Origin of the sequence: Solibacillus daqui (assembly GCF_028747805.1) — a bacterium.
GTDB lineage: Bacteria > Bacillota > Bacilli > Bacillales_A > Planococcaceae > Solibacillus > Solibacillus daqui.
Genome location: NZ_CP114887.1, coordinates 2,814,018 through 2,834,527 on the forward strand (window position 1 = coordinate 2,814,018; position 20,510 = coordinate 2,834,527).

Annotated in this window: 16 protein-coding genes; 7 read left to right on the top strand and 9 right to left on the bottom strand. The window is 37.0% G+C overall.

Going from position 1 to position 20,510, the window contains the following annotated elements:
• Positions 1-108 precede the first annotated feature (108 nt).
• From clpX to O7776_RS13810, 3 genes are all read right to left on the bottom strand, one after another.
• A complete protein-coding gene (gene clpX / locus O7776_RS13800; RefSeq protein ID WP_274307605.1) occupies positions 109-1,380 on the bottom strand; it encodes an ATP-dependent protease ATP-binding subunit ClpX in 1,272 nt (423 codons plus the stop codon).
• Positions 1,381-1,787: 407 nt separating this feature from the next.
• Complete coding sequence (tig, locus tag O7776_RS13805) at positions 1,788-3,074, bottom strand: trigger factor (RefSeq protein WP_274307606.1); 1,287 nt, start codon at positions 3,072-3,074, stop codon at positions 1,788-1,790.
• 107 nt (positions 3,075-3,181) lie between these two features.
• Positions 3,182-4,159: a tetratricopeptide repeat protein gene (locus O7776_RS13810; RefSeq protein ID WP_274307607.1), complete on the bottom strand. Its 978-nt coding sequence runs from the start codon at positions 4,157-4,159 to the stop codon at positions 3,182-3,184.
• A gap of 251 nt (positions 4,160-4,410) precedes the next feature.
• Between O7776_RS13810 and O7776_RS13815 the strand changes: the two genes are divergently transcribed.
• The 4 genes from O7776_RS13815 to nspC all read left to right on the top strand — a co-directional run bounded on the left by O7776_RS13815 (position 4,411) and on the right by nspC (position 8,793).
• Complete coding sequence (locus O7776_RS13815) at positions 4,411-4,869, top strand: hypothetical protein (protein WP_274307608.1); 459 nt, start codon at positions 4,411-4,413, stop codon at positions 4,867-4,869.
• 158 nt (positions 4,870-5,027) lie between these two features.
• Positions 5,028-5,837, top strand: coding sequence for a pyrroline-5-carboxylate reductase (proC, locus tag O7776_RS13820; protein ID WP_274307609.1), 810 nt, complete (start codon positions 5,028-5,030; stop codon positions 5,835-5,837).
• Between the two features lie 527 nt (positions 5,838-6,364).
• A complete protein-coding gene (locus tag O7776_RS13825) occupies positions 6,365-7,600 on the top strand; it encodes a saccharopine dehydrogenase family protein (RefSeq protein ID WP_274307610.1) in 1,236 nt (411 codons plus the stop codon).
• Between the two features lie 32 nt (positions 7,601-7,632).
• Positions 7,633-8,793, top strand: coding sequence for a carboxynorspermidine decarboxylase (gene nspC / locus O7776_RS13830; protein ID WP_274310511.1), 1,161 nt, complete (start codon positions 7,633-7,635; stop codon positions 8,791-8,793).
• Positions 8,794-8,919: 126 nt separating this feature from the next.
• On the opposite strand, the gene O7776_RS13835 is transcribed toward nspC, so the two are convergent.
• Both O7776_RS13835 and O7776_RS13840 read right to left on the bottom strand, forming a co-directional pair.
• Positions 8,920-10,053 (bottom strand): hypothetical protein, encoded by a 1,134-nt coding sequence (locus O7776_RS13835; protein ID WP_274307611.1) that lies wholly within the window; start codon positions 10,051-10,053, stop codon positions 8,920-8,922.
• The gene (locus tag O7776_RS13840; RefSeq protein ID WP_274307612.1) at positions 10,040-10,537 is read right to left on the bottom strand and encodes an RNA polymerase sigma factor; all 498 of its coding nucleotides are present in this window, start codon (positions 10,535-10,537) and stop codon (positions 10,040-10,042) included. The genes O7776_RS13835 and O7776_RS13840 overlap by 14 nt, the downstream gene beginning before the upstream one ends.
• Before the next feature lie 159 nt (positions 10,538-10,696).
• Here O7776_RS13840 and O7776_RS13845 point away from each other — a divergent pair, with 159 nt between their 5' ends.
• Positions 10,697-11,740 (top strand): LLM class flavin-dependent oxidoreductase, encoded by a 1,044-nt coding sequence (locus O7776_RS13845; protein ID WP_274307613.1) that lies wholly within the window; start codon positions 10,697-10,699, stop codon positions 11,738-11,740.
• A gap of 171 nt (positions 11,741-11,911) precedes the next feature.
• Here O7776_RS13845 and O7776_RS13850 read toward each other — a convergent pair whose 3' ends face one another.
• On the bottom strand, positions 11,912-13,363 hold the full coding sequence (locus O7776_RS13850; RefSeq protein ID WP_274307614.1) for a protein adenylyltransferase SelO: 1,452 nt from the start codon (positions 13,361-13,363) through the stop codon (positions 11,912-11,914).
• 294 nt (positions 13,364-13,657) lie between these two features.
• On the opposite strand from O7776_RS13850, the gene O7776_RS13855 reads away from it, so the two are divergent.
• Complete coding sequence (locus O7776_RS13855) at positions 13,658-14,248, top strand: biotin transporter BioY (protein ID WP_274307615.1); 591 nt, start codon at positions 13,658-13,660, stop codon at positions 14,246-14,248.
• A 122-nt stretch (positions 14,249-14,370) separates the two neighbouring features.
• Complete coding sequence (locus tag O7776_RS13860; protein ID WP_274307616.1) at positions 14,371-14,820, top strand: universal stress protein; 450 nt, start codon at positions 14,371-14,373, stop codon at positions 14,818-14,820.
• 173 nt (positions 14,821-14,993) lie between these two features.
• Here the strand turns inward: O7776_RS13860 and O7776_RS13865 are convergent, their stop codons facing one another.
• From O7776_RS13865 to O7776_RS13875, 3 genes are all read right to left on the bottom strand, one after another.
• Entirely contained in the window at positions 14,994-18,182 is a 3,189-nt protein-coding gene (locus O7776_RS13865) for a DEAD/DEAH box helicase (RefSeq protein WP_274307617.1), read from the bottom strand.
• A 318-nt stretch (positions 18,183-18,500) separates the two neighbouring features.
• The gene (locus O7776_RS13870) at positions 18,501-19,439 is read right to left on the bottom strand and encodes a M23 family metallopeptidase (RefSeq protein WP_274310512.1); all 939 of its coding nucleotides are present in this window, start codon (positions 19,437-19,439) and stop codon (positions 18,501-18,503) included.
• A gap of 54 nt (positions 19,440-19,493) precedes the next feature.
• The gene (locus O7776_RS13875; RefSeq protein WP_274307618.1) at positions 19,494-20,213 is read right to left on the bottom strand and encodes a polysaccharide deacetylase family protein; all 720 of its coding nucleotides are present in this window, start codon (positions 20,211-20,213) and stop codon (positions 19,494-19,496) included.
• Positions 20,214-20,510: the final 297 nt, after the last annotated feature.

Consider the following 20,510-nt stretch of genomic DNA (forward strand, 5'->3'; position numbering starts at 1 on the left):
TTAATATTCCAATTTATTGCCGATATGTATTTTCTTTTGTTAGAAAAAGCTGACTTTGGACTTGTTTATGAAGTCAAAGTCAGCTACATCATTGGATAACTTCAGCAATTAAGCTGTTGTTTTTTCGTTATCATCTTTTGTATAGATTGTGCCGTCTTCTAATAATAGCTTTGGCTCTACTTTGTCGCGAATTGTTTCTGCTGTAATGATACATTTTTTAATATCTTCACGAGATGGTAGTTCAAACATTACATCTAGCATTGTCGCTTCAATAATTGAGCGTAAGCCACGAGCACCTGTTTTACGTTCGATAGCTAATTTTGCAATTTCAACTAACGCTTCTTCCTCGAATTCAAGCTCTACATGATCAAGTTCCAACATTTTTTGGTATTGTTTAGCTAACGCATTTTTCGGCTCTGTTAAGATTTGAACTAATGCATCTACATCTAACTGTTCCAATGTAGCTAACACTGGTAAACGTCCGATAAACTCTGGAATTAAACCAAATTTTAATAAGTCTTCAGGAATTAATTGAGACATTAATGAACCATCTTCATCATTCCCCTTATTTGGGTTTGTACCAAAGCCGATTACTTTCTCACCTTGACGACGTTTAATAATCGTATCAATACCGTCAAACGCACCACCTACGATAAATAGGATGTTCGAAGTATCGATTTGTAAAAACTCTTGGTGTGGGTGCTTTCGGCCACCTTGTGGAGGAACGCTTGCAACTGTACCTTCTAGAATTTTTAGTAATGCTTGTTGCACACCTTCACCTGAAACATCGCGTGTAATCGATGGGTTTTCAGATTTACGTGCTACTTTGTCGATTTCATCGATATAAATAATCCCTTTTTCAGCACGTTCAATATCGTAATCTGCTGCTTGGATTAATTTTAGTAAGATATTTTCTACGTCTTCACCAACGTAACCAGCTTCTGTTAGGCTCGTTGCATCTGCAATAGCAAATGGCACGTTTAAAATACGTGCTAACGTTTGGGCTAGTAATGTTTTACCACTTCCCGTTGGACCGATTAAAACGATATTTGATTTTGATAATTCCACATCATCAATTTTTGAATTTGAATTAATGCGTTTATAGTGATTATAAACAGCAACTGCTAATGCTTTTTTTGCACGCTCTTGACCGATTACATATTCACCTAAAATATTTAAAATCTCTTTAGGTTTTGGAATATCTTGGAATTCGATTTCTTCCTCAATCCCTAACTCCTCGACTACAATTTCTGAGCATAATTCGATACATTCATCACAAATATATACACCTGGCCCTGCAACCAGCTTTCGAACTTGTTCTTGTGGCTTACCACAAAAAGAGCATTTTAAATTGCCTTTTTCATCATTAAATTTAAACAATTCGGTTCACCCCTATTCAAGCAACAATCTTACAAGATTCTATTCGTTTTATCAAATATATTGACTGCACGACGTTACTTCGTTGTTTTAAAATATTATATTTCAATATTGTGAGAATACTAGGTAAATTACAAAAATTGATAATGTCCTAGCTTTCTAACAATAGGAAAATATATTTCTATGTATGTATTATGTCATATTTCATCATTATGTAAAATCAGAAGCATTTATGTGATAAAACAAGGCACGGCAAAAAACCGTACCTTGTTATCATCTACTATATAATTGAGTTTTCATTCCTTAAATTTCAATAAACAATCGCCCAATGAAATCAAGTAAAAAATTGCTATCCATTCCTTACCATGGTGAATAAATAGCCTTTTCTATTGAATATAAATCAAAAGATATTAGTTGATTTTAGCGTTTTCTACTAAGAACTCAACTGTTTTTTGTGTGCGGATATCGTTCTCAAGGATCGATGTACCACCTAAAGCAGTTAGGATTTGGTCTTTGTCCATACCAAATTGTGCAGCCATTTTTTCGATTTCTGTATTGATATCTTCTTCAGATACTTCGATGCCTTCAGCTTGACCGATTGCTTCTAATACTAAAGAAACTTTTACGCGACCGCCCGCTTCTTCTGCCATTTGAGCGCGTAATGCAGCCTCATCTTGACCTGAGAATTGGTAGTAAAGGTCTAGGTTCATACCTTGCATTTGTAAACGTTGACCAAATTCTTGGATCATACGGTCTACTTCAGTGTTGATCATGCCTTGTGGAATTTCAACTTCTGTGTTTTCAGCAGCTTTTTCAACTAACTCATCACGTAAAGTTGCTTCAACGTCAGCTTCTTTGTTAGCGATTGTAGTTTCTTTTAATTTAGCTTTTAAAGCTTCTACAGTTTCAACTTCTGGGTCGATTTCTTTAGCGAACTCATCTGTTAATTCTGGTAATACTTTTGTTTTTACTTCTTTAATGTTTACCACGAATTTCGCTTCTTTACCAGCTAATTCAGCAGCGTGGTACTCTTCTGGGAAAGTAACTAAAACGTCTTTTGTTTCGCCAGCTTTAGCACCGATTAATTGTTCTTCGAAGCCTGGGATGAATGAACCAGAACCGATTTCTAATGGGTAGTCTTCACCTTTACCACCTTCGAATGCTTCGTCACCTACGAAACCTTCGAAATCGATTACAGCTGTATCGAATTCTACGATAGCTTCATCTTCTTTAATTTCTAATTCAGCTTTTTTCGCTAATTCAGCGTCAATCATAGATTGAATCTCTTCATCAGTTACTTCAGCAGATTGTTTCGTTACTTCTAAACCTTTGTATTCGCCTAATTTTGGTTCTGGTTTCACTGTTACTGTTGCAGTGTAAGTGAAGTCAGCACCTTTAGCGAAGTTTTCTGTACCAGCGATTTCTGGGTAGTCAACTGGCTCGATACCAGCTTCATCTAATGCTACTGGGTATGAAGAGTTAATCACGATTTCTAAAGCATCTTGGTATAATGCTTCTACACCGTACATTTTTTCGAATACTGGACGAGGCATTTTTCCTTTACGGAAACCTGGTACGTTAATTTGTTTTACAACTTTTTTGAAAGCTTGGTCTAAAGCTTTATCAACTTCTACAGCTTCTACTGTAACTGTTAATAAACCTTCGTTACCTTCTTGTTTTTCCCATTTTACTGACATGTATAATTACCTCCAAAATTAACTTTCGTTTGATTTACAACTGTCATATATATTGTTTGACAACCATTTTAGTATAACATAGATGCACAATGTTTCAACAATTTTCACTACCGTTGTAAATCGGTCATATATTCTAATTTTTGTAAAAAATCCTCAAGTTCATCATGGGCTTCTAGTATTTCGCCGAACATTGTTTTCACGAAATTAACGTAACTATTTGCTACATCTTCACTATTGTAGCCGCTCCACTCAAATGGGTACAGCACAATTGCATGTTTGGCTACTAAATGGTTTACAGCCTCAAGCATCGTAGGATCTTGCTCCAGCATCTCTGTTATATGCACCATCACTTCTTGAAATTGTGGCAGCTTCGTTGGTAATTCCAACTGAGCAGGATTTATTGTATCCATGTGATTAAACTTTGCAAGCGCAATTGGTATATTTACTTGTTGTTCTACTAATAAAATCAGTAACAAACTTTGAATAAACGGATGAACAGATTCGGTTTCGATGATAATCTTTAATTCTTCCACAAATGGTCGAATGTTTATATCTGTCATTTCATGAATTTGTAATAACTGCTGTTGCACAGTAAGTTGTAAAAAAAGATGTGCGTCAAAATCATCATCATCTTCATCGATTGTTGTTTGCAATAAATGCGCCTCTTGGTTTTCGGCAATTTCAGCATTTAATTTTTTTAAACGTGTAAACTTGTCAATTTCATCGCTTGGAATAATATCTTCATCTAATAGAGACTGAATGATTTTTTCTACTTGTTTAAACTGACGAAGCTGCATACAAATCGTTAAATATAATTCCATTACTTCAAAGTACATGTTCGGCCCTTTTGCGAGTATGTCCTCACAAATTTCTTTCGCACGCTCATAACTTTTCGTTTCATAAAGTGAATATGCAAAAACACTCAATGAAACTTCATCACCTTCCTCTAAAAGCAATGCCTGTTCAAACAATTCATTCGCATCATGATAACGATTTAGCTCAGCTAAAGATTTGGCCTCATTGAATAATCGCTCAACAGTACCCGGAAATAAAATAACTTTCCGCGATGATTTATTATTTTCCATCTAGTTCAACTCCAATAATTGTGAAGTAGTATAATGTCACTATTTGTATCAAAACTATATCACACTAATATTTTATTAATCATGGCTTTAAAATTCACAAATTTAATATTTATCATAATTTACATTAATTGAAAAAAGTATATACTAAGTAATAAGATACATATAATTCTCTCATTTTCCTTTTTACATAATTCATTATTCCCGTTCAGTTCAGTAAATAATCTAATTTATTATATAAAGGGGCGTTTCAAATGGTTGTACTTTCTGAAAATGTACTATTAGAGTTTAAGCCACGTTTCGAAAAGTCTTTAGAAAATTTACCGATTACCGTTGTTAGTCGTAGTACTGCGATTGTCAATGAATCCGAATATCCTGTTAAATTCGATTTTATTACTGAGACATTAGTTGATTACAAGAAGCAAGTGGTGACAACAAATATTATTAAAATCGAAGGAACGATTCCAGGATCAATTAAAATCGGTGCACTTCTGGTTGTTCCTCAACATTTATACATCACTTGTGAATATGAAATTTTATCAATTACAAACAATGAATTAAAAACTTTAATTCAAAATGAAAATCCGATGTTATTATATAGTAACTGGCTACTTGAAGCGATTGAAAACGAAACATTGGTATTAGAGGTAAAAACAGATACAGGACAAACAGTAGATTGGCCTGTAGGAATTAAAAACGCATATTTCTTATAATATTTTGGAGATGCTAATCATTTAGCATCTTTTTTTCTTTTATACCGCTTTTGTTTTTCAATATACCCATTTCAATTTAAATTTTCTAATGTCTATTGTATACTAATCGCTATGCACATTTCAGTAGATTTATATAAATGAAAGAAGGAATACGTAACATGAAATATGGATTTATCGGGCTTGGCAATATGGCGAGCGCTATTATACATGGAATGATTACAAGTGAATACTTTGTGCCAACAAATGTATATGGGATTAATAGATCTATCGAAAAAACAGAAAATTTAATTGATAAATATGCTATTCAAGCAGCTACTTCTATAGAACAATTAGCAAATGAAGTCGACGTCATCATACTTGCAATAAAGCCACAAATGTTCGAAGATGTTTTGCCAACAATTAAGAAACATTTAACTGACAAGCACATCATAATTTCTATCGCAGCTGGAAAATCACTAGAATATTTACACGAACAATTAGGTAATGACACAACAATTTTCCGTGTAATGCCAAATATTAATGCAACAATTGGTGCTTCAACAAGCTGCTATTCTACCCTTAATGCCAGCCAAACACATAAGGAGTTAGTTGAACAATTATTTTCAACAATAGGTTCAATTGTGGAACTACCAGAAAATTTATTCTCGATTTTTACATCAATTGGTTGTTCTTCACCTGCTTTTACCTACCTTTACATTGATTCATTGGCTCGCGCTGCTGTTCGCGAAGGAATGCCTAAGGATATGGCATTAGAAATTGCGGCAAGTTCGGTATTAGGTAGTGCAAAAATGGTACTAGAATCCGATTCGCATCCATGGGCTTTAATCGACCAAGTTTGTTCACCAGGTGGCACTACGATTCAAGGTGTTACTTCACTTCAAGTAAATCATTTCGAAAGTACCATTTATGAAGCTGTAGATGCTGTCACTACGAAAGACGCATTGATTCAAAAACAAACTGTAAAATAATTAGGAGAATAATTATTTCACTTTGGCTATTTTTAATTAGATACTTTCTGCTACGCTACGAGTGGCCAACACGATGTTGGTCACGAATGCATAGCCACACCATGGGGCACTCTTAGTATTTGTACCCCTTTTTTGATGGGAGTGCCTTCAAAGTTTTGAATAAAAGCTTTGCAATTAGTAACTGCAGGAACAACCCATTTTCACCTACCTGTTTGCCCTCCTAAATGTATTATGTGCCCCTATTCCTACTCTCTCTCCGCAACCCCAAAGTTTTGTAAAAGCTGATTAGAAAAAATCCCTCCATGCTACAGTGAACCCCCATAGTTCCCCAACCCTTTTCAAACTAATTTTAATCCACTGGCTAACCCTCTCCCAAATTAGGACCTTCCCATTATTTCTTTACAATTGACACAATCAAAAAAAATTTTTATAAAACATAATTGCTAACTTTAATACTATTTTATATAATCAATCTTGTTTCGAATTGAAACAACTCTATAAAAGATGATTGGGAGCGTGACAAGAAATTGGGTAAAGCATTGATTATTGGAGCTGGCGGTGTAGCTAGCGTAGTGGTACACAAATGTGTACAAAACTCTGAAGTATTCGAAGAGATTATGATCGCGAGTCGAACAAAATCTAAGTGCGATGCTTTGAAGGAAAAATTAGATGGTGGTAAAACGATTATCCACACAGCACAGGTGGATGCGGATAACACTGAAGAACTAATTGACCTAATCAATGGATTTAAACCAGATGTGGTAATTAACGTAGCTTTACCATATCAAGACTTAACTATTATGGATGCATGTTTAGCAACGAAGACTCACTATGTAGATACAGCTAACTACGAGCCTTTAGAGACAGCTAAATTCGAATATAAATGGCAATGGGCTTATAAAGAGCGTTTTGAAGAAGCTGGTATCACAGCACTTCTAGGTTCTGGTTTCGACCCAGGCGTAACAGGCGTATTCACAGCGCATGCACAAAAGCATCACTTCGATGAAATTCACTACATCGATATCGTGGATGCAAACGGTGGCGACCATGGCCTTCCATTCGCAACAAACTTCAATCCAGAAATCAACATTCGTGAAATCACAGCGAATGGTCGTTTTTGGAAAGAAGGAGAATGGGTTGAAACAAAACCTTTAGAGCACAAAATGGTATACAACTTACCAGAAATCGGCGAAAAAGATTGCTACCTTCTATACCATGAAGAATTAGAATCTTTAGCGAAAAACATTAAAGGATTAAAACAAATCCGCTTCTGGATGACATTTGGTCAAAAATATTTAACACATTTAAACGTGCTTGAAAACGTTGGAATGACTTCAATCGAGCCAATCGAATTCCAAGGCCAAATGATTCAACCAATTCAGTTCTTAAAAGCTGTTTTACCAGACCCTGCAACACTAGGTCCACTAACTAAAGGTAAAACAAACATCGGATGTATCGTTCGCGGTATTAAAGATGGCGAAGAAAAAACATATTATGTATACAACATATGTGACCACCAAGAGTGCTACCAAGAGGTTGGCTCACAAGCAATTTCATACACAACAGGTGTACCAGCAATGATTGGTGCAATGCTTGTGATGAACGGCGAGTGGCAAAAACCAGGTGTTTGGAACGTAGAAGACTTCAATCCAGACCCATTCATGGATGCGCTAAACAAATGGGGCTTACCATGGCAAGAAACAGAAAATCCAGATTTAGTAGACTTAGACTTCACAAACCCTAGCAAAGAGGTTAAATCATAATGGCGAGCGCGAAAGCTGATTTAAAACCTATTATGACTGCTGCTCTTGAAAAAGAAACAGGCATTAATTGGAATGAGGCACCATCACCTGCCTTCGTTGTAGACGAACGCCTACTAGAACGAAATTTAAAGCTGTTAAAATCAGTCCAAGACCGTACAGGCTGTGAAATTTTACTTGCATTAAAAGGGTTTTCAATGTGGTCAACATTCCCAATGGCTCGCGAATATTTAGCAGGAATCACATCTTCTTCTTTATTTGAAGCGCGCCTTGGTTTCGAGGAATTCGGCAAGGAAGTACATGCATATGCACCTGCCTATGCAGAACACGAAATTGACGAATACTTAACATATGTCGACCACATCGTCTTTAACTCATTTGATCAGTTAAATAAGTATAAAGACAAAGTATTAAACCACGAGAAAAATATTTCGATTGGTTTACGCGTCAACCCTGGTTATTCTGAGGTGGAAACACCACTTTATGACCCGTGCTACATTAATTCTCGCCTTGGGATTCCAGTTGATTCATTCCGACCTGATGAACTAGACGGGGTGGAAGGCATTCACTTCCATGCGATGTGTGAGCAAGGTGCTGACGTACTAGAACGTATTTTAGTGCACTTTGAAGAAAAATACGGTCAGTACTTACACCAAATGAAGTGGGTGAACTTCGGTGGTGGTCATCATATTACGAAACCAGGTTATGATGTGGAACTACTTGTAAAGCTAATTAACCATATTCAAGACACATATGATGTCAAAGTAATTTTAGAGCCAGGTGAAGCAATTGCGCTAAACACAGGTTATTTAGTCGCTACAGTGCTTGATATCGTACACAACGGCATGGAGCTAGCAATTGTTGATTCTTCAGCAACTTGCCATATGCCAGATACGTTAGAAATGCCGTACCGCGCACATATTATAGGTTCAGGTGAAGCAAATGAAAAAGCATATACATACCGATTAGGTGGTATGACATGCTTAGCTGGTGATATTATCGGTGATTATTCATTTGATGAGCCATTAAAAGCAGGCGATAAGCTCGTATTTACAGACATGGCGCATTATACAATGGTGAAAACGCATATGTTCAACGGTGTAAATTTACCAAGTATTTGCTCTTATAACGATGAGGAAGGTATGAAGGTCATTCGTACATTCCATTATGAGGATTATAAAGGCCGCTTATCTTAAAATTCAAAAAGACATCATCTCGTGCCTAATAAGCGCAAGATGATGTCTTTTCTTTATGTGGATTTTATCGGATAATTGATACTTTCCTATCCATCAAAAATGTTATAGTCATATGCTATTTTTAATTTATTTTGGCGTTGGAATAAATAGTGAGACGAACGACGGCTGCCATATGCCCTGCTCATTTTTTGCCATCCCTACACCTGCTGGTAAGCCGTTTTCCCCTGTAAACATCACCCATCCTTTAGTATCTGTATCTTGTTCAAATTCACCTTCTTGCAGCCCATTAAAGTAAGTGGCAATTAATATACGATTGAGCTCAGGCGTAAATAGCTGCTGGTGTAGCGCTTTTGTTTTTTCATAATATGCCTTTACCTCTAAAATTTCTGGCGATTGAGCCGTTGTAAAAAGCGCCTCGTATGTTGGAAAATCCATCTCTATTTCGCTCAATAAATACATTTTCGCAATTACTACAGGTGAAATATGTCGTAAACGCTCTAAATCATGATCGATTTTAAATGCCTCAAAAACAGCCTGCTCCTCAGCTGTCAATGTCAGTGCCAATTCATCTGACGCTTGAATGGCTGTCACCTTACCAGCTAATTGTCCCTCGTTAATTTTCAATAATTGATGCTGCTCTTCATTTTGATAAACAAGCAGCTCATCCTTTGCCGCCTTAATCGTTTCATTCGCAAATGACGAAAATGTTACGCCATGCTCCTGAAAATAGTAGGGATTAAGAAACGGGTCTTGCTTATTCATTTCGGTTAATTTTTCACCAAGCCCTCGTACCGTTAGCACCGTACCATTGACAGTAATTTGCCCCTCATCCATCGTCACAGAATCATTCGCTAAACCGAGTACAGTCGAGACAATGATTCCACCAGGCGTATAGTAGGCGACGTAATCCCCGTAAGTAATCGGTGCGTCCTTATCTATGACCATTGGCAAACTCTCTAGCATCCATTGTTCGCCAAGTAAACGCGCATAACTGGGTTCAATAACCTCTAAACCTGTTACATCATTTAATAACGGCAATAACGTCTCACTTTCACTTGCAGTTAGAACACTTTTTTGAGATGCAAATTGTGCAATCAGCAACATGCCAATAAGACAGCACAGTGCAACTGAAACGGATAGTACTTGCCAATTATGTTTTTTAGGTTTTGGCTTCGGTTGTAATAGCCGCTGTTTTAATTCGTCCGTAAATGGTGCGTCTTGCTGTAATTCCTGCCTTAGCTGTTTATTAAATCCCATCATAAAATGCCGCCTCCAACTCCTGATTGTTTTTTAATAATTCCTTTGCACGACGAATTCTTGTACGCACGGTGTTTTGTGAAATGTTTAATAAATCGGCAATTTCAGCTACCTCAAATTCCTCGTAGTAGAATAAGACAATTACTTCTCGATAATGAACGGGCAATGCAAACACACTATCTTTTAACGTTGTAAACGATTCTGTTACTAAGTATGCTTGCTCGCTTGAAGGTTCATTTTTACGTATCGGGAGTAATTTCGCTAATAATTTTTTGCGCTTTTGTTTGCGTAATTCATCGTGACAGCAATTAATAGCGATACGCGTTAAATAGGTTTTTAATGAGGCATCTTTACGGAAATCCTCTTTATGTATTAGAAACTTTATTAATACATCCTGCGTAATTTCCTCTGCAAGCTGAATATCCTTCACGTATAAATAGCTAAAATGATATAAATATTCACCATATTGCTCTATGATTTGTTCCACCGATCACTCACCTCTTTTCAATTCTACAACTTAGACGCATATTTTCTGAAAAATTGTTCAATTAATTCAAAAATATTTTTCAATAGCATTCTTTTGAACAAATAATTATAAAAATGTTATACTTACTTTTAGTAACTAAAGGTAAAGGAGTAACCTATAATGAAAAACTTTGAATTTGGGATTTATTCACTAGCTGATATTGGGACTAACCCATTAACTGACGAAACACCGAGCCCTTCGCTGCGACTTCGGGAAATATTAACGATGGCAGATTTAACAGAGCAACTTGGACTAGATATATTTGGCGTTGGAGAGCATCATCGCTTAGATTATGTCGTTTCTGCTCCACCCGTTGTTCTATCCGCTATTTCACAACGTACAAAACGTATTAAATTAACGAGCACAACAACGGTATTAAGTACGGTTGATCCAGTACGTTTATTTGAAGATTTTGCTACACTCGATTTACTTAGTAATGGACGTGCTGAAATCTTAGCAGGTCGTGGAGCATTTATTGAATCATTTCCACTATTTGGCTATGACACAAAAGATTACGATGCATTATTTGAAGAAAACTTATTATTACTACAACAATTGAACAGTAATGACCGTGTCACATGGAATGGACAATTTCGCTCTTCATTACGTAATGCCGATATTGCCCCTCGTCCATTACAAAACGAAATTCCGATTTGGGTTGGGGTTGGTGGTACTCCTCAGAGCGCTATTCGTGCAGGAAAACTCGGTGTTGGTATGGCATTAGCGATTTTGGGTGGCCCTCTTGACCGTTTCCAGCCTCTTGTCGATTTGTACAGAGAAGCAGGACAGACGCATGAGAAAATTTTAAATGTTGGTGTTACAGGACATCTATTTATTGCTGAAACAACCGAGCAAGCACGTGAAGAATTTTATCCGTTTTATAAAAATTATTGGCAGTATGTCAATCAGCAACGTGGTGGCTTAGGCTTCCAATTATCCTTTGAACAATTTGAAGAAATGACTGCTCCAAATATGGCGTTATTTGTTGGTAGTCCTGAAGCGGTTGCTGAAAAAATTATTAAGCAGCATCAACTTTTTGGACACACTCGCTTTTTAGCACAACCAGATATCGGTGGACAGCCAATTGAATTAATCGAACGTAGCATGAAGCTATTTGCCGAAAAAGTAGTGCCCCTTGTGAAAAACTATATGCAGCAACAGTAAAAAGCACGGAACAACAGATTTTCATGTTGTTCCGTGCTTGCTATTTCAAGTTGATCGGCAAGTTGAATATGGGTCTTTAACCACTTCCATCACTCCGTACCATTTACTGCTTTTATCATACTTGAAAATCTCATGAAAAAACACCATAGCAAAATACTATGGTGCAAAGATTTATGTGCCACAATAACTCACAAATGGTGGAGAGTCATCTTGTGGTGGCTCGGTAAATTTTGAGTCTGCTATTGTATACGGATTTGTTACCGCTTGTAATAGTTGTAAAAAAAGCGCTGGCTCCCCTTCAACGAATTCGTTAATCGATTGTTCAACGACATGATTACGCGGGATAATAACTGGGTTCACTGATTTCATAAAGTCTCTTGCTTCTTCAATAGTCGTGCCTTGTGCATCTAAACGGCCTAGCCATTGTTGTTCCCATTGTAAAAATTCTTCTGATTGGAACAATAGGTTCTTAGGATATGCTCCGGCTGTTAGAGCACGGAATGTATTTGTATAGTCAACTTCAAATTGCTCCATATACTCAAGCAATTGTAAGATAAGTGCCTCGTCTTGCTCTTCGGTTGATAATAATCCTAGCTTTTTTCGCATTTCACTAAAATAATAAGCTTCAAAGGCACTCGGGAACTTTTCAACTACCGGTTGAGCAAACTGAATAGCTTCTTCTAAATCAGTTGCAATTATCGGCAACAAACTTTCGGCAAATCGTGTTAGATTCCATAATGCGATGTTCGGCTGATTACCATATGCATATCTCCCTTGCCTATCAATTGAGCTAAAAACCGTTGCGGGATCAAAGGTATCCATAAATGCACATGGGCCATAATCTATTGTTTCACCACTAATCGTCATATTGTCTGTATTCATGACACCATGAATAAAACCGACACTTTGCCATTTTGCTACAAGTGCTGCTTGCTTGTCTAAAACACGCTCTAGCAGCGCTAAATAACAATTTTCATCCTGTAAAATGTCAGGATAATGACGTGCTATTGTATAATCTGCCAACGCACGCAAATTCTCTACACCTGCATATGTTGCCGCATATTGAAACGTCCCAACACGCAGATGGCTTTGTGCAATACGTGTTAATACTGCGCCCTCTAACGCCTGTTCCCGATAAATCACATCGCCTGTAGAAGTGACTGCTAAGCTACGGGTTGTCGGAATACTGAGCGCATGCATTGCTTCACTGATGATAAATTCACGCAACATAGGGCCAAGTGCTGCACGCCCATCGCCACCACGAGAATACGGTGTGCGCCCAGAGCCCTTTAGCTGTACATCAAAACGTTCACCATTTGCTAATACATGTTCACCCAATAATAGTGCGCGCCCATCACCTAGCATATTTAAATGACCAAATTGATGTCCAGCATATGCCTGTGCGATTTGCGCAGCTCCTTCTAGCTCTAAATTTCCGGCTAATACATCCGCACCTGTCTGTAATAATTCATCTGCATTCAACTGTAAATCCTGGGCCAACGAACGATTAAAAATCGCAATCGAAGGCTTTTTCACACGATTTAGCTGAACTTTCGTAAAAAAACTTTGCGGTAACGTTGTATATTGATTGTCAAATCGAAATCCAAATTGTTGTTGTTGCAAAAATTTTCACCTCATTCTTCCTTATACTTATTATAGCCGTCTGTATTTAAACAAACCAAAAAAATAGACCTAACCTTTTATGGTTCTTCACTTGATAACATATAGATATCATTGCAAGTCCCTTATGTAAACGCAAGACAAACGTTTTCCACTTTACTCATTTCTGTAAAAAGTTATAGTAAACTAACAAAATCATCGTTAACCATCTATAAATATCGGTTGACATACTACAAAATTCCACCTATCATTTAAGTTAACTAATTTAAATTCCTAGTTAACTAAAGGAGTACTCAAATGAATACTATTACCTCAACAAATAGCTTTAAAACGATTGATTTAGTTTATTGCGGACTATTTTCTACTTTGATGATGATCGGTGCAAATATTACATCATTCGTACCCTTTTTAGTAATTGGAGGTGTTCCAATTACATTGCAAACCTTTTTCGCGATTTTAGCAGGCCTTGTACTTGGAAGCAGAAAAGGGGCCATTGCTTGTACAGTATATATGTTAATCGGATTAGCAGGTGCACCTGTATTTTCTAAATTCACAGGTGGTTTCTCAGCCATTCTATTTCCAACATTCGGCTTTATCATTACGTTTATCTTATGTGCGTATGTAGCAGGTAGAATTGTAGAACACTACAAAACAAAAACTTCTTATATCTTTGCAGCTCTTATTGCACTAGTTATTAATTACGTACTAGGTACAACTTGGATGTATGTTGCCTATAAATTTTGGGCTGATGCACCAGAAGGCTTTAGCTATGGGATGGCTTGGTTATGGATGTTACCTCCGATGCCAAAAGATATCATACTAGCCATTTTTGCTGGTATCTTTGGGTACCGTATCCAAAAGATACTAAAAATTTTACCGATAAAATAATACAATACATGTAATTATTTTAGTAACCCTACACAATCCTCCTTTGTACAAAGTAGAAGCTTTATTTTTCCAATTTCTTTTTCTTTGATATAATAAAGTTAATTACAAAGGAGGAATTCTCTGTGTCGAACCATTATCAAAATATTGTCGTTGCAGTAGACGGCTCAAAATTATCAGATTATGCATTTAAAAAAGCGATTGATGTAGCAAAACGAAATGTGGGGTCTACCCTACATATTATTCATGTAATCGATACTAGTGTAGCTACTTCATTCGATATGCTTTATGACAATATGATAGAATTAATTCGCAAGCACGGCGAAGTATTATTAGATGGATGCGAAACACAAGCAAAAGATGCAGGCATCGAAAATGTAGAAAAGATCTTAACAAAAGGGGTTCCTAAACAAGTATTATCAAAAAAATTACATGAACATGTGCAACCCGATTTAATCATTTGTGGTGCAACAGGTGTTAATGCCGTAGAACAAGTTTTCCTTGGCTCAAACACTGAAGCAATTGTACGCCACGCAAAATGTGATGTTTTAGTAGTACGTACACCAGAAGAGTAAACGAAAGGGTATGAGGATTTTTGTCCTCATACCCTTTTTAGTTGAATAAATTACGCCTCGGCGTAATTGCGTCCAGATTTTTTCAAGTTTACTTGAAAAACTCCTCTAAAAAATCTGTGACATCCTCCGAGGCCAACTTGATTCATCCGCTACTTCTATAAGTGGGGGATGAATCAAGTTAAAATTTCGCGAATGTCTTGTTCTGTTAATATAGACGACTGCTCCGAATCTAAAATATCTGCAATGAGCATCTTTTTCTTTTGCTGTAATTGATTCATTTTCTCCTCAATCGTGCCACGTGCAATGAGCTTAATAACCTGTACGACATGCTGCTGTCCCATGCGATGCGCTCGGTCTGCCGCTTGCTCTTCTACTGCTGGGTTCCACCATAAATCGTATAAAATAACGGTGTCTGCGCCAGTTAAGTTGAGGCCGGTTCCTCCAGCCTTTAACGATATTAAAAATAGATTACTTTCCCCTTCATTAAAAGCGTTACATAATTGCACACGTTCCTCTGACGGCGTTTGCCCGTCTAAATAAAAATAATGTTCTCCGCGCTTTGTTAACTCAGTCGAAATTAGTTTTAGCATTTGTGTAAACTGAGAAAAAATTAGCACACGACGCCCTGAATACTTTGCTTCTTGTAAAATCCGTAGTAGCTGTTCAAACTTTGCCGAACTCCCTTGATAATCTTCAATAAACAATGCGGGATGACAACAAATTTGTCGTAATCGAGTGATGCCTGCCAAAATACGAATTCTATTTTGCTGAAATGTATCCTTATCTAAATGCTTTAATGTATCTTCACGCAATTTTGCTAAAAATGCTGCATACAAAGCTTTTTGATCTGGTAGTAATTCGCTAATATCAATTGTTTCTTCCTTACCTGGAAGCTCCGTTAATACATTTTCTTTCATGCGGCGCAGCAAAAACGGGCGCACACGACGGGCAATGTCCTTGCGTTGCATATGCTTAAATTCCTCAAGTTCACGGAAAAGCTGCGGAAAAATAATACGATAAATGGACCATAATTCAGCTAATGAGTTTTCAATTGGTGTTCCTGTTAACCCAAAGCGATTCGTTGCTTGAATTTTTTTCACTGTACGGGCGGTTTGCGTTAATGGATTTTTAAAGGCTTGCGCTTCATCAAAAAATACCGCGTGAAAATGCTGACGCTCATAAAATGCGATATCCCGGCGCAGTAATGGATACGTTGTAATGATCACATCATGCATCGGTAATTGTCGGAGTAATTCTCGACGTTCTACTGTTGTGCCATCTACAATAATAGCTTCAATTTCTGGTGCAAATTTCATCAGTTCATAAAGCCAGTTATATGCTAGTGAAGACGGACAAACAACCAGTACTGGCTGCTTATTGGCTCGAATGATTTCTAGCTCAGACACAATAAAGGCGATACTCTGAATGGTTTTACCAAGCCCCATATCATCTGCGAGTACACCACCAAAGCCATAATTCGCAAGTAACTTGAACCAATTGTAGCCGTGCTTTTGATAATCACGTAAAATTGGTGCTAAACTTTCTGGTACTTTAAATGACAACATTTCTGGTTGTAATAGCTGCTGTGTAAACAATTGAAAGGACTGTTCTGCTTCAAAAATGTCACTATGCTCAAACTGTTCTAGAAAAGGCAAACTATCTAAAATCGGCATATTAAACGTCAGCTCATATTCATCATCCTGTGCTGGAATTGCTCGTAAAAAGCGCTGGATTTCTTCCATTTCACGTGTTTCTAAAGATAATAAAGCACCATTTGCGAGACGATAAAATTTCTGTTTTACAGTCAGCCCTCGTAATATTTCTTTAATTTGCTTATTTGTTACGCCATCCATTTCAAATTTAAATTCCAGCCAATTTGTACGCTCTCGTTGTACATTGACACGAATTTTCGGAAAGTTATTTTCCTTTGCAATACGTAATTTCACAGAATTCGTCGTATAAATTTGCGTGAGCTTTTGTAGCTGTGGCAATGTATGATACAAAAATTGATACTCTAATTCATCATTTTGCATATAATAGCCGCCCTCTGTATTTGTGAATCCACTATCATCCATTACTTGCATAATGGCTGCCTCTTTTTCGATATCACGCAAAATTAAAATCTCGTCTGCAATCGACGTTTCTTCAAGTGGCTGAATAACAAATTGGTCATAATGAAATTCTAGCCCTGCTAATAGTCGATTATTGACACGGTCTAAATACAGTTTTGCTTGTAACGGTATCTTCATTTGTTCCTTTGTAATATCCGCGGCGATTTCGACACATCCAATTTTCTTGAGCTTTGGTACAATCACATCTAAAAAATGCGTTAACTGGTTATTTTCAATGATGAAGCGCTCCTGTTTTGCAAAAAGTTGCTGCAAGTCTTTTACTTGCTTTGTACTTTGCGCAGACAAAACATACATATCATGCTCAATTAAAAGGGCCCCGTAGCTTTCAAATAAAATAACGCTCTCTATCTGCGGTATGTTCATTTCATAATGATTCTCCATTTTTTCAACATTAAATGTCAATGAAGATGGCGCTTCCATATAGTGAAAGCCATTAAAACTTTCACGGTTATATTGAACAGCAATTTCTTGTTGCTCTGCTAATTTCGGCGCAAGTTTTTTCCATGCAGATGGTGGAATGAGCATCATATCTTCAAATAATTGAAGTTCATCTTGCTGTAAGGCTGCATCAATATATAGTTCCTCATCTTGCACAATGTCATTTAGCTGTTGTACGATATTATTTTGTTTCGTTTCAAAACAATGCTTACTTTGCTCATACGTAAAATGTGGGGCAATTTGATACGGCTGTGCTCCTGAAACTGCCTGTAAAAAAGGGCGTATAGCGCGAATCGGAATGTCCTCTACCCTCAAACGTAGCGCAAATAATATTTCATGTTTTGTTAACTCAATCGGTGTTAAAACAAATTGCAGTGCTAATGTCTCACGCTGCTCAAAATGCCGCTGATAACCACTCCCACGAACCGACTTCTCGTCAAAAATTGAAAATAATTCATTATCAATAGCGTCTTGCTGCTCTCTTTTTATTTGTAATTCGCCCTGAAGTAATCTTTGCTGCTGAAACGCAATCAAAACAGCGGCCACATGCTGACATTTTTTCGAAAACTGAATAAGGCTTTCACAGCTACAGCTCGTTTGCAATTCTTTTGATGTTGTTATTTTCATAATACGCACTTGAAAATCTTCTGCGCTTTTCACAGTAGCTGTAGCATGAATTTCGTCATTTTCATTGATTGTAACTTTTCCAGTTTGATAAAAGGTTTGTCCCTTTTTATAAGAGACCGTCCCGCATAGATCCTTAATTTTTTTGTCTGTTATGTTTATCTCCATGCTCAACACCCCTTTCTCATTACTTCTATTCTCGCATGAAGTCACTGCAATTTCTATCCTACTACCCCAAACATTCTTCCTCAAAGCTATTATCTAATGCTTTAGAGATTTAATCTGAAATGATTTAACAATTTGAGGTGACGATATGTCATTATCATAAATATTGATGTCATGCTTGCGAAAAAGCGATGTGAAGCTCTTGAATGTCAGTTAGAATATGTAAAGGAATAGGATAATAAGAGAAATCATTAATTTTTAGACGGATAACTAAGCGAAAAAGACATTTTCACGAATGAAAATGCCCTGTCTCGCTTTTAATTACTTATTTCGCTCCCATCTCAGCAATGACGGATATGGATCATATGCCCATTCTGTCCGACCATTGAATTTATACATACCATAATGTAAATGAGGCGGAAACTTGCCAGCCGTTCCTTCTTTACCATAACCTGTACTCCCCACATAGCCAATCGTCTGCCCTGCTTCCACGATATCACCTTGTTTTATGCTATCATCAAATGAATGTAGATGTGCATAATAATGGTACGAATTATGATGATCACGAATGCCAATGCGCCAACCGCCAAATTCATTCCACCCTATTACTTCCACAACACCGTACGAAGTCGAACGTATTGGTGTACCGTAATTTGCAAAAATATCTGTCCCTTCATGGATACGTCTACCACCCCAGCCACGATTTGCTCCCCATGTGCCAGCATAGCTATAATCGTAATTTTTAGGAATCGGGAAATAATACGCATCTAAATCAATCGTGCCAAACTTTTCGAATAATTTCGCAATGACCGTAATTTGATTGACAACTTGCTCATTTTTATAATAATCCCACAACGCTAATTTAAAATCCTGTACACTATGCCCATACATACGCAAATATTTAGCCATTGTAAACATTACATCATCATCATCATCTAGTGATGCAACACCATCTCCATTGCCATCTAGTCCCATGCCACCAAACAGTTGAATTGAATTTGGAATCGTATCATCTTCTACTGGATTCAATGCACCTGCCCAATATTCATTTGAAAATTGAATAGCTATAACGCCTTCCTTCTTCGGTATGTCTTGCCGCACTTGCTGAATATTACGTTCATACTGATCAATTGCCGCTAAATAATACCATGGAATAACGAAATCCTGGAATTGCACATAATATTTCATACGCTCTTGGATTCGCTGCTCTTTTGTATCCTGTTTTTCATTTGCATTAATAGCTTCATGTCCTATGTTCATAGTTGCTATTGCAGCAACAACCATCGCTAATAATTTTCGGTGCACAATTCCTCCTCACTTTCCGGCCTGCTGCAATCTCAACATTTCTGAAATTGTAACAAAGCTATAGCCTTGCTTTTTAAGTTCTGGTAATATTTTTTCAAGTGCCTGAACCGTTTGCTCACGGTTTCCGCCTCCATCATGAAACAGAACAACATCTCCTTGTTCTATACCAGTCAACACTGTATTAACAATCTTATTGACTCCAGGGTCTTTCCAATCTTCAGTATCTAAATGCCAAGACCACATGACTAATTTATAGCCTTCACGTGCCACTTCCGTTACTAATTCATCTGTGTAATTTCCTTCTACTGGACGAAATAATTTCGTTGAAAAACCGGTAATACTGTAGAGAATTTTATTCGTTTTCTCAATTTCCTTCATTACCTTTGGGACAGATTTCGAATAAGGGTGGCTGTACGTATGATTGGCAATTTCATGACCTGTTTCATACATACGTCGAACAATTTGTGGATATTTTTCAGCTTGTTGTCCTACAATAAAAAAAGTACCTTTCGCATCATATTGATCGAGTAAATTTAGCACGTTTTCTGTATGCGTCGCTTGTGGGCCATCATCAAACGTAAGTGCAACAACCTTTTTTTCGGTTTGAATATCCCAAATAATATAACCGGCGTCTTCATAAAATTTACGCCCTTTTTCAGCTGCAGTTCGATCAATGACGTATACTACCGAAATGGCAGTAAACACAAAAACACTTAAAAAAAAACCCATTTCTTTTTCATTATTAAGCCACTTCCTTTAATCAATCGTTACGTATATTATTGTTCATTCCAATAAAATTATTGACGAAACATTAAGGAATTGTTGTTAAAAAAAACCTAATACTTTTTTAAAGCATAATTATTTTCCTCATTTACCGAAAATTTTTTATTCTAAATACTATAATAAACAAGTTGGTAACGGCACCATTGTGTATGTATGAAATGGATAACGATTCTACAAAAACGAGGAGAGAAGCTGGCACCTAGACACCTTTTTCTTTTCTTTAAATGAAAAACACCTGTAGAC

Coding starts and splice junctions, on each gene's coding strand:
- O7776_RS13870 (WP_274310512.1), bottom strand. CDS start 19,439: ATGAACATAGGACATGAAGCTATTAATGCAAATGAAAAACAGGATACA.
- tig (WP_274307606.1), bottom strand. CDS start 3,074: ATGTCAGTAAAATGGGAAAAACAAGAAGGTAACGAAGGTTTATTAACA.
- nspC (WP_274310511.1), top strand. CDS start 7,633: ATGACTGCTGCTCTTGAAAAAGAAACAGGCATTAATTGGAATGAGGCA.
- O7776_RS13865 (WP_274307617.1), bottom strand. CDS start 18,182: ATGGAGATAAACATAACAGACAAAAAAATTAAGGATCTATGCGGGACG.
- O7776_RS13875 (WP_274307618.1), bottom strand. CDS start 20,213: ATGGGTTTTTTTTTAAGTGTTTTTGTGTTTACTGCCATTTCGGTAGTA.
- O7776_RS13835 (WP_274307611.1), bottom strand. CDS start 10,053: ATGATGGGATTTAATAAACAGCTAAGGCAGGAATTACAGCAAGACGCA.
- proC (WP_274307609.1), top strand. CDS start 5,028: ATGAAATATGGATTTATCGGGCTTGGCAATATGGCGAGCGCTATTATA.
- O7776_RS13815 (WP_274307608.1), top strand. CDS start 4,411: ATGGTTGTACTTTCTGAAAATGTACTATTAGAGTTTAAGCCACGTTTC.
- O7776_RS13810 (WP_274307607.1), bottom strand. CDS start 4,159: ATGGAAAATAATAAATCATCGCGGAAAGTTATTTTATTTCCGGGTACT.
- O7776_RS13845 (WP_274307613.1), top strand. CDS start 10,697: ATGAAAAACTTTGAATTTGGGATTTATTCACTAGCTGATATTGGGACT.
- O7776_RS13855 (WP_274307615.1), top strand. CDS start 13,658: ATGAATACTATTACCTCAACAAATAGCTTTAAAACGATTGATTTAGTT.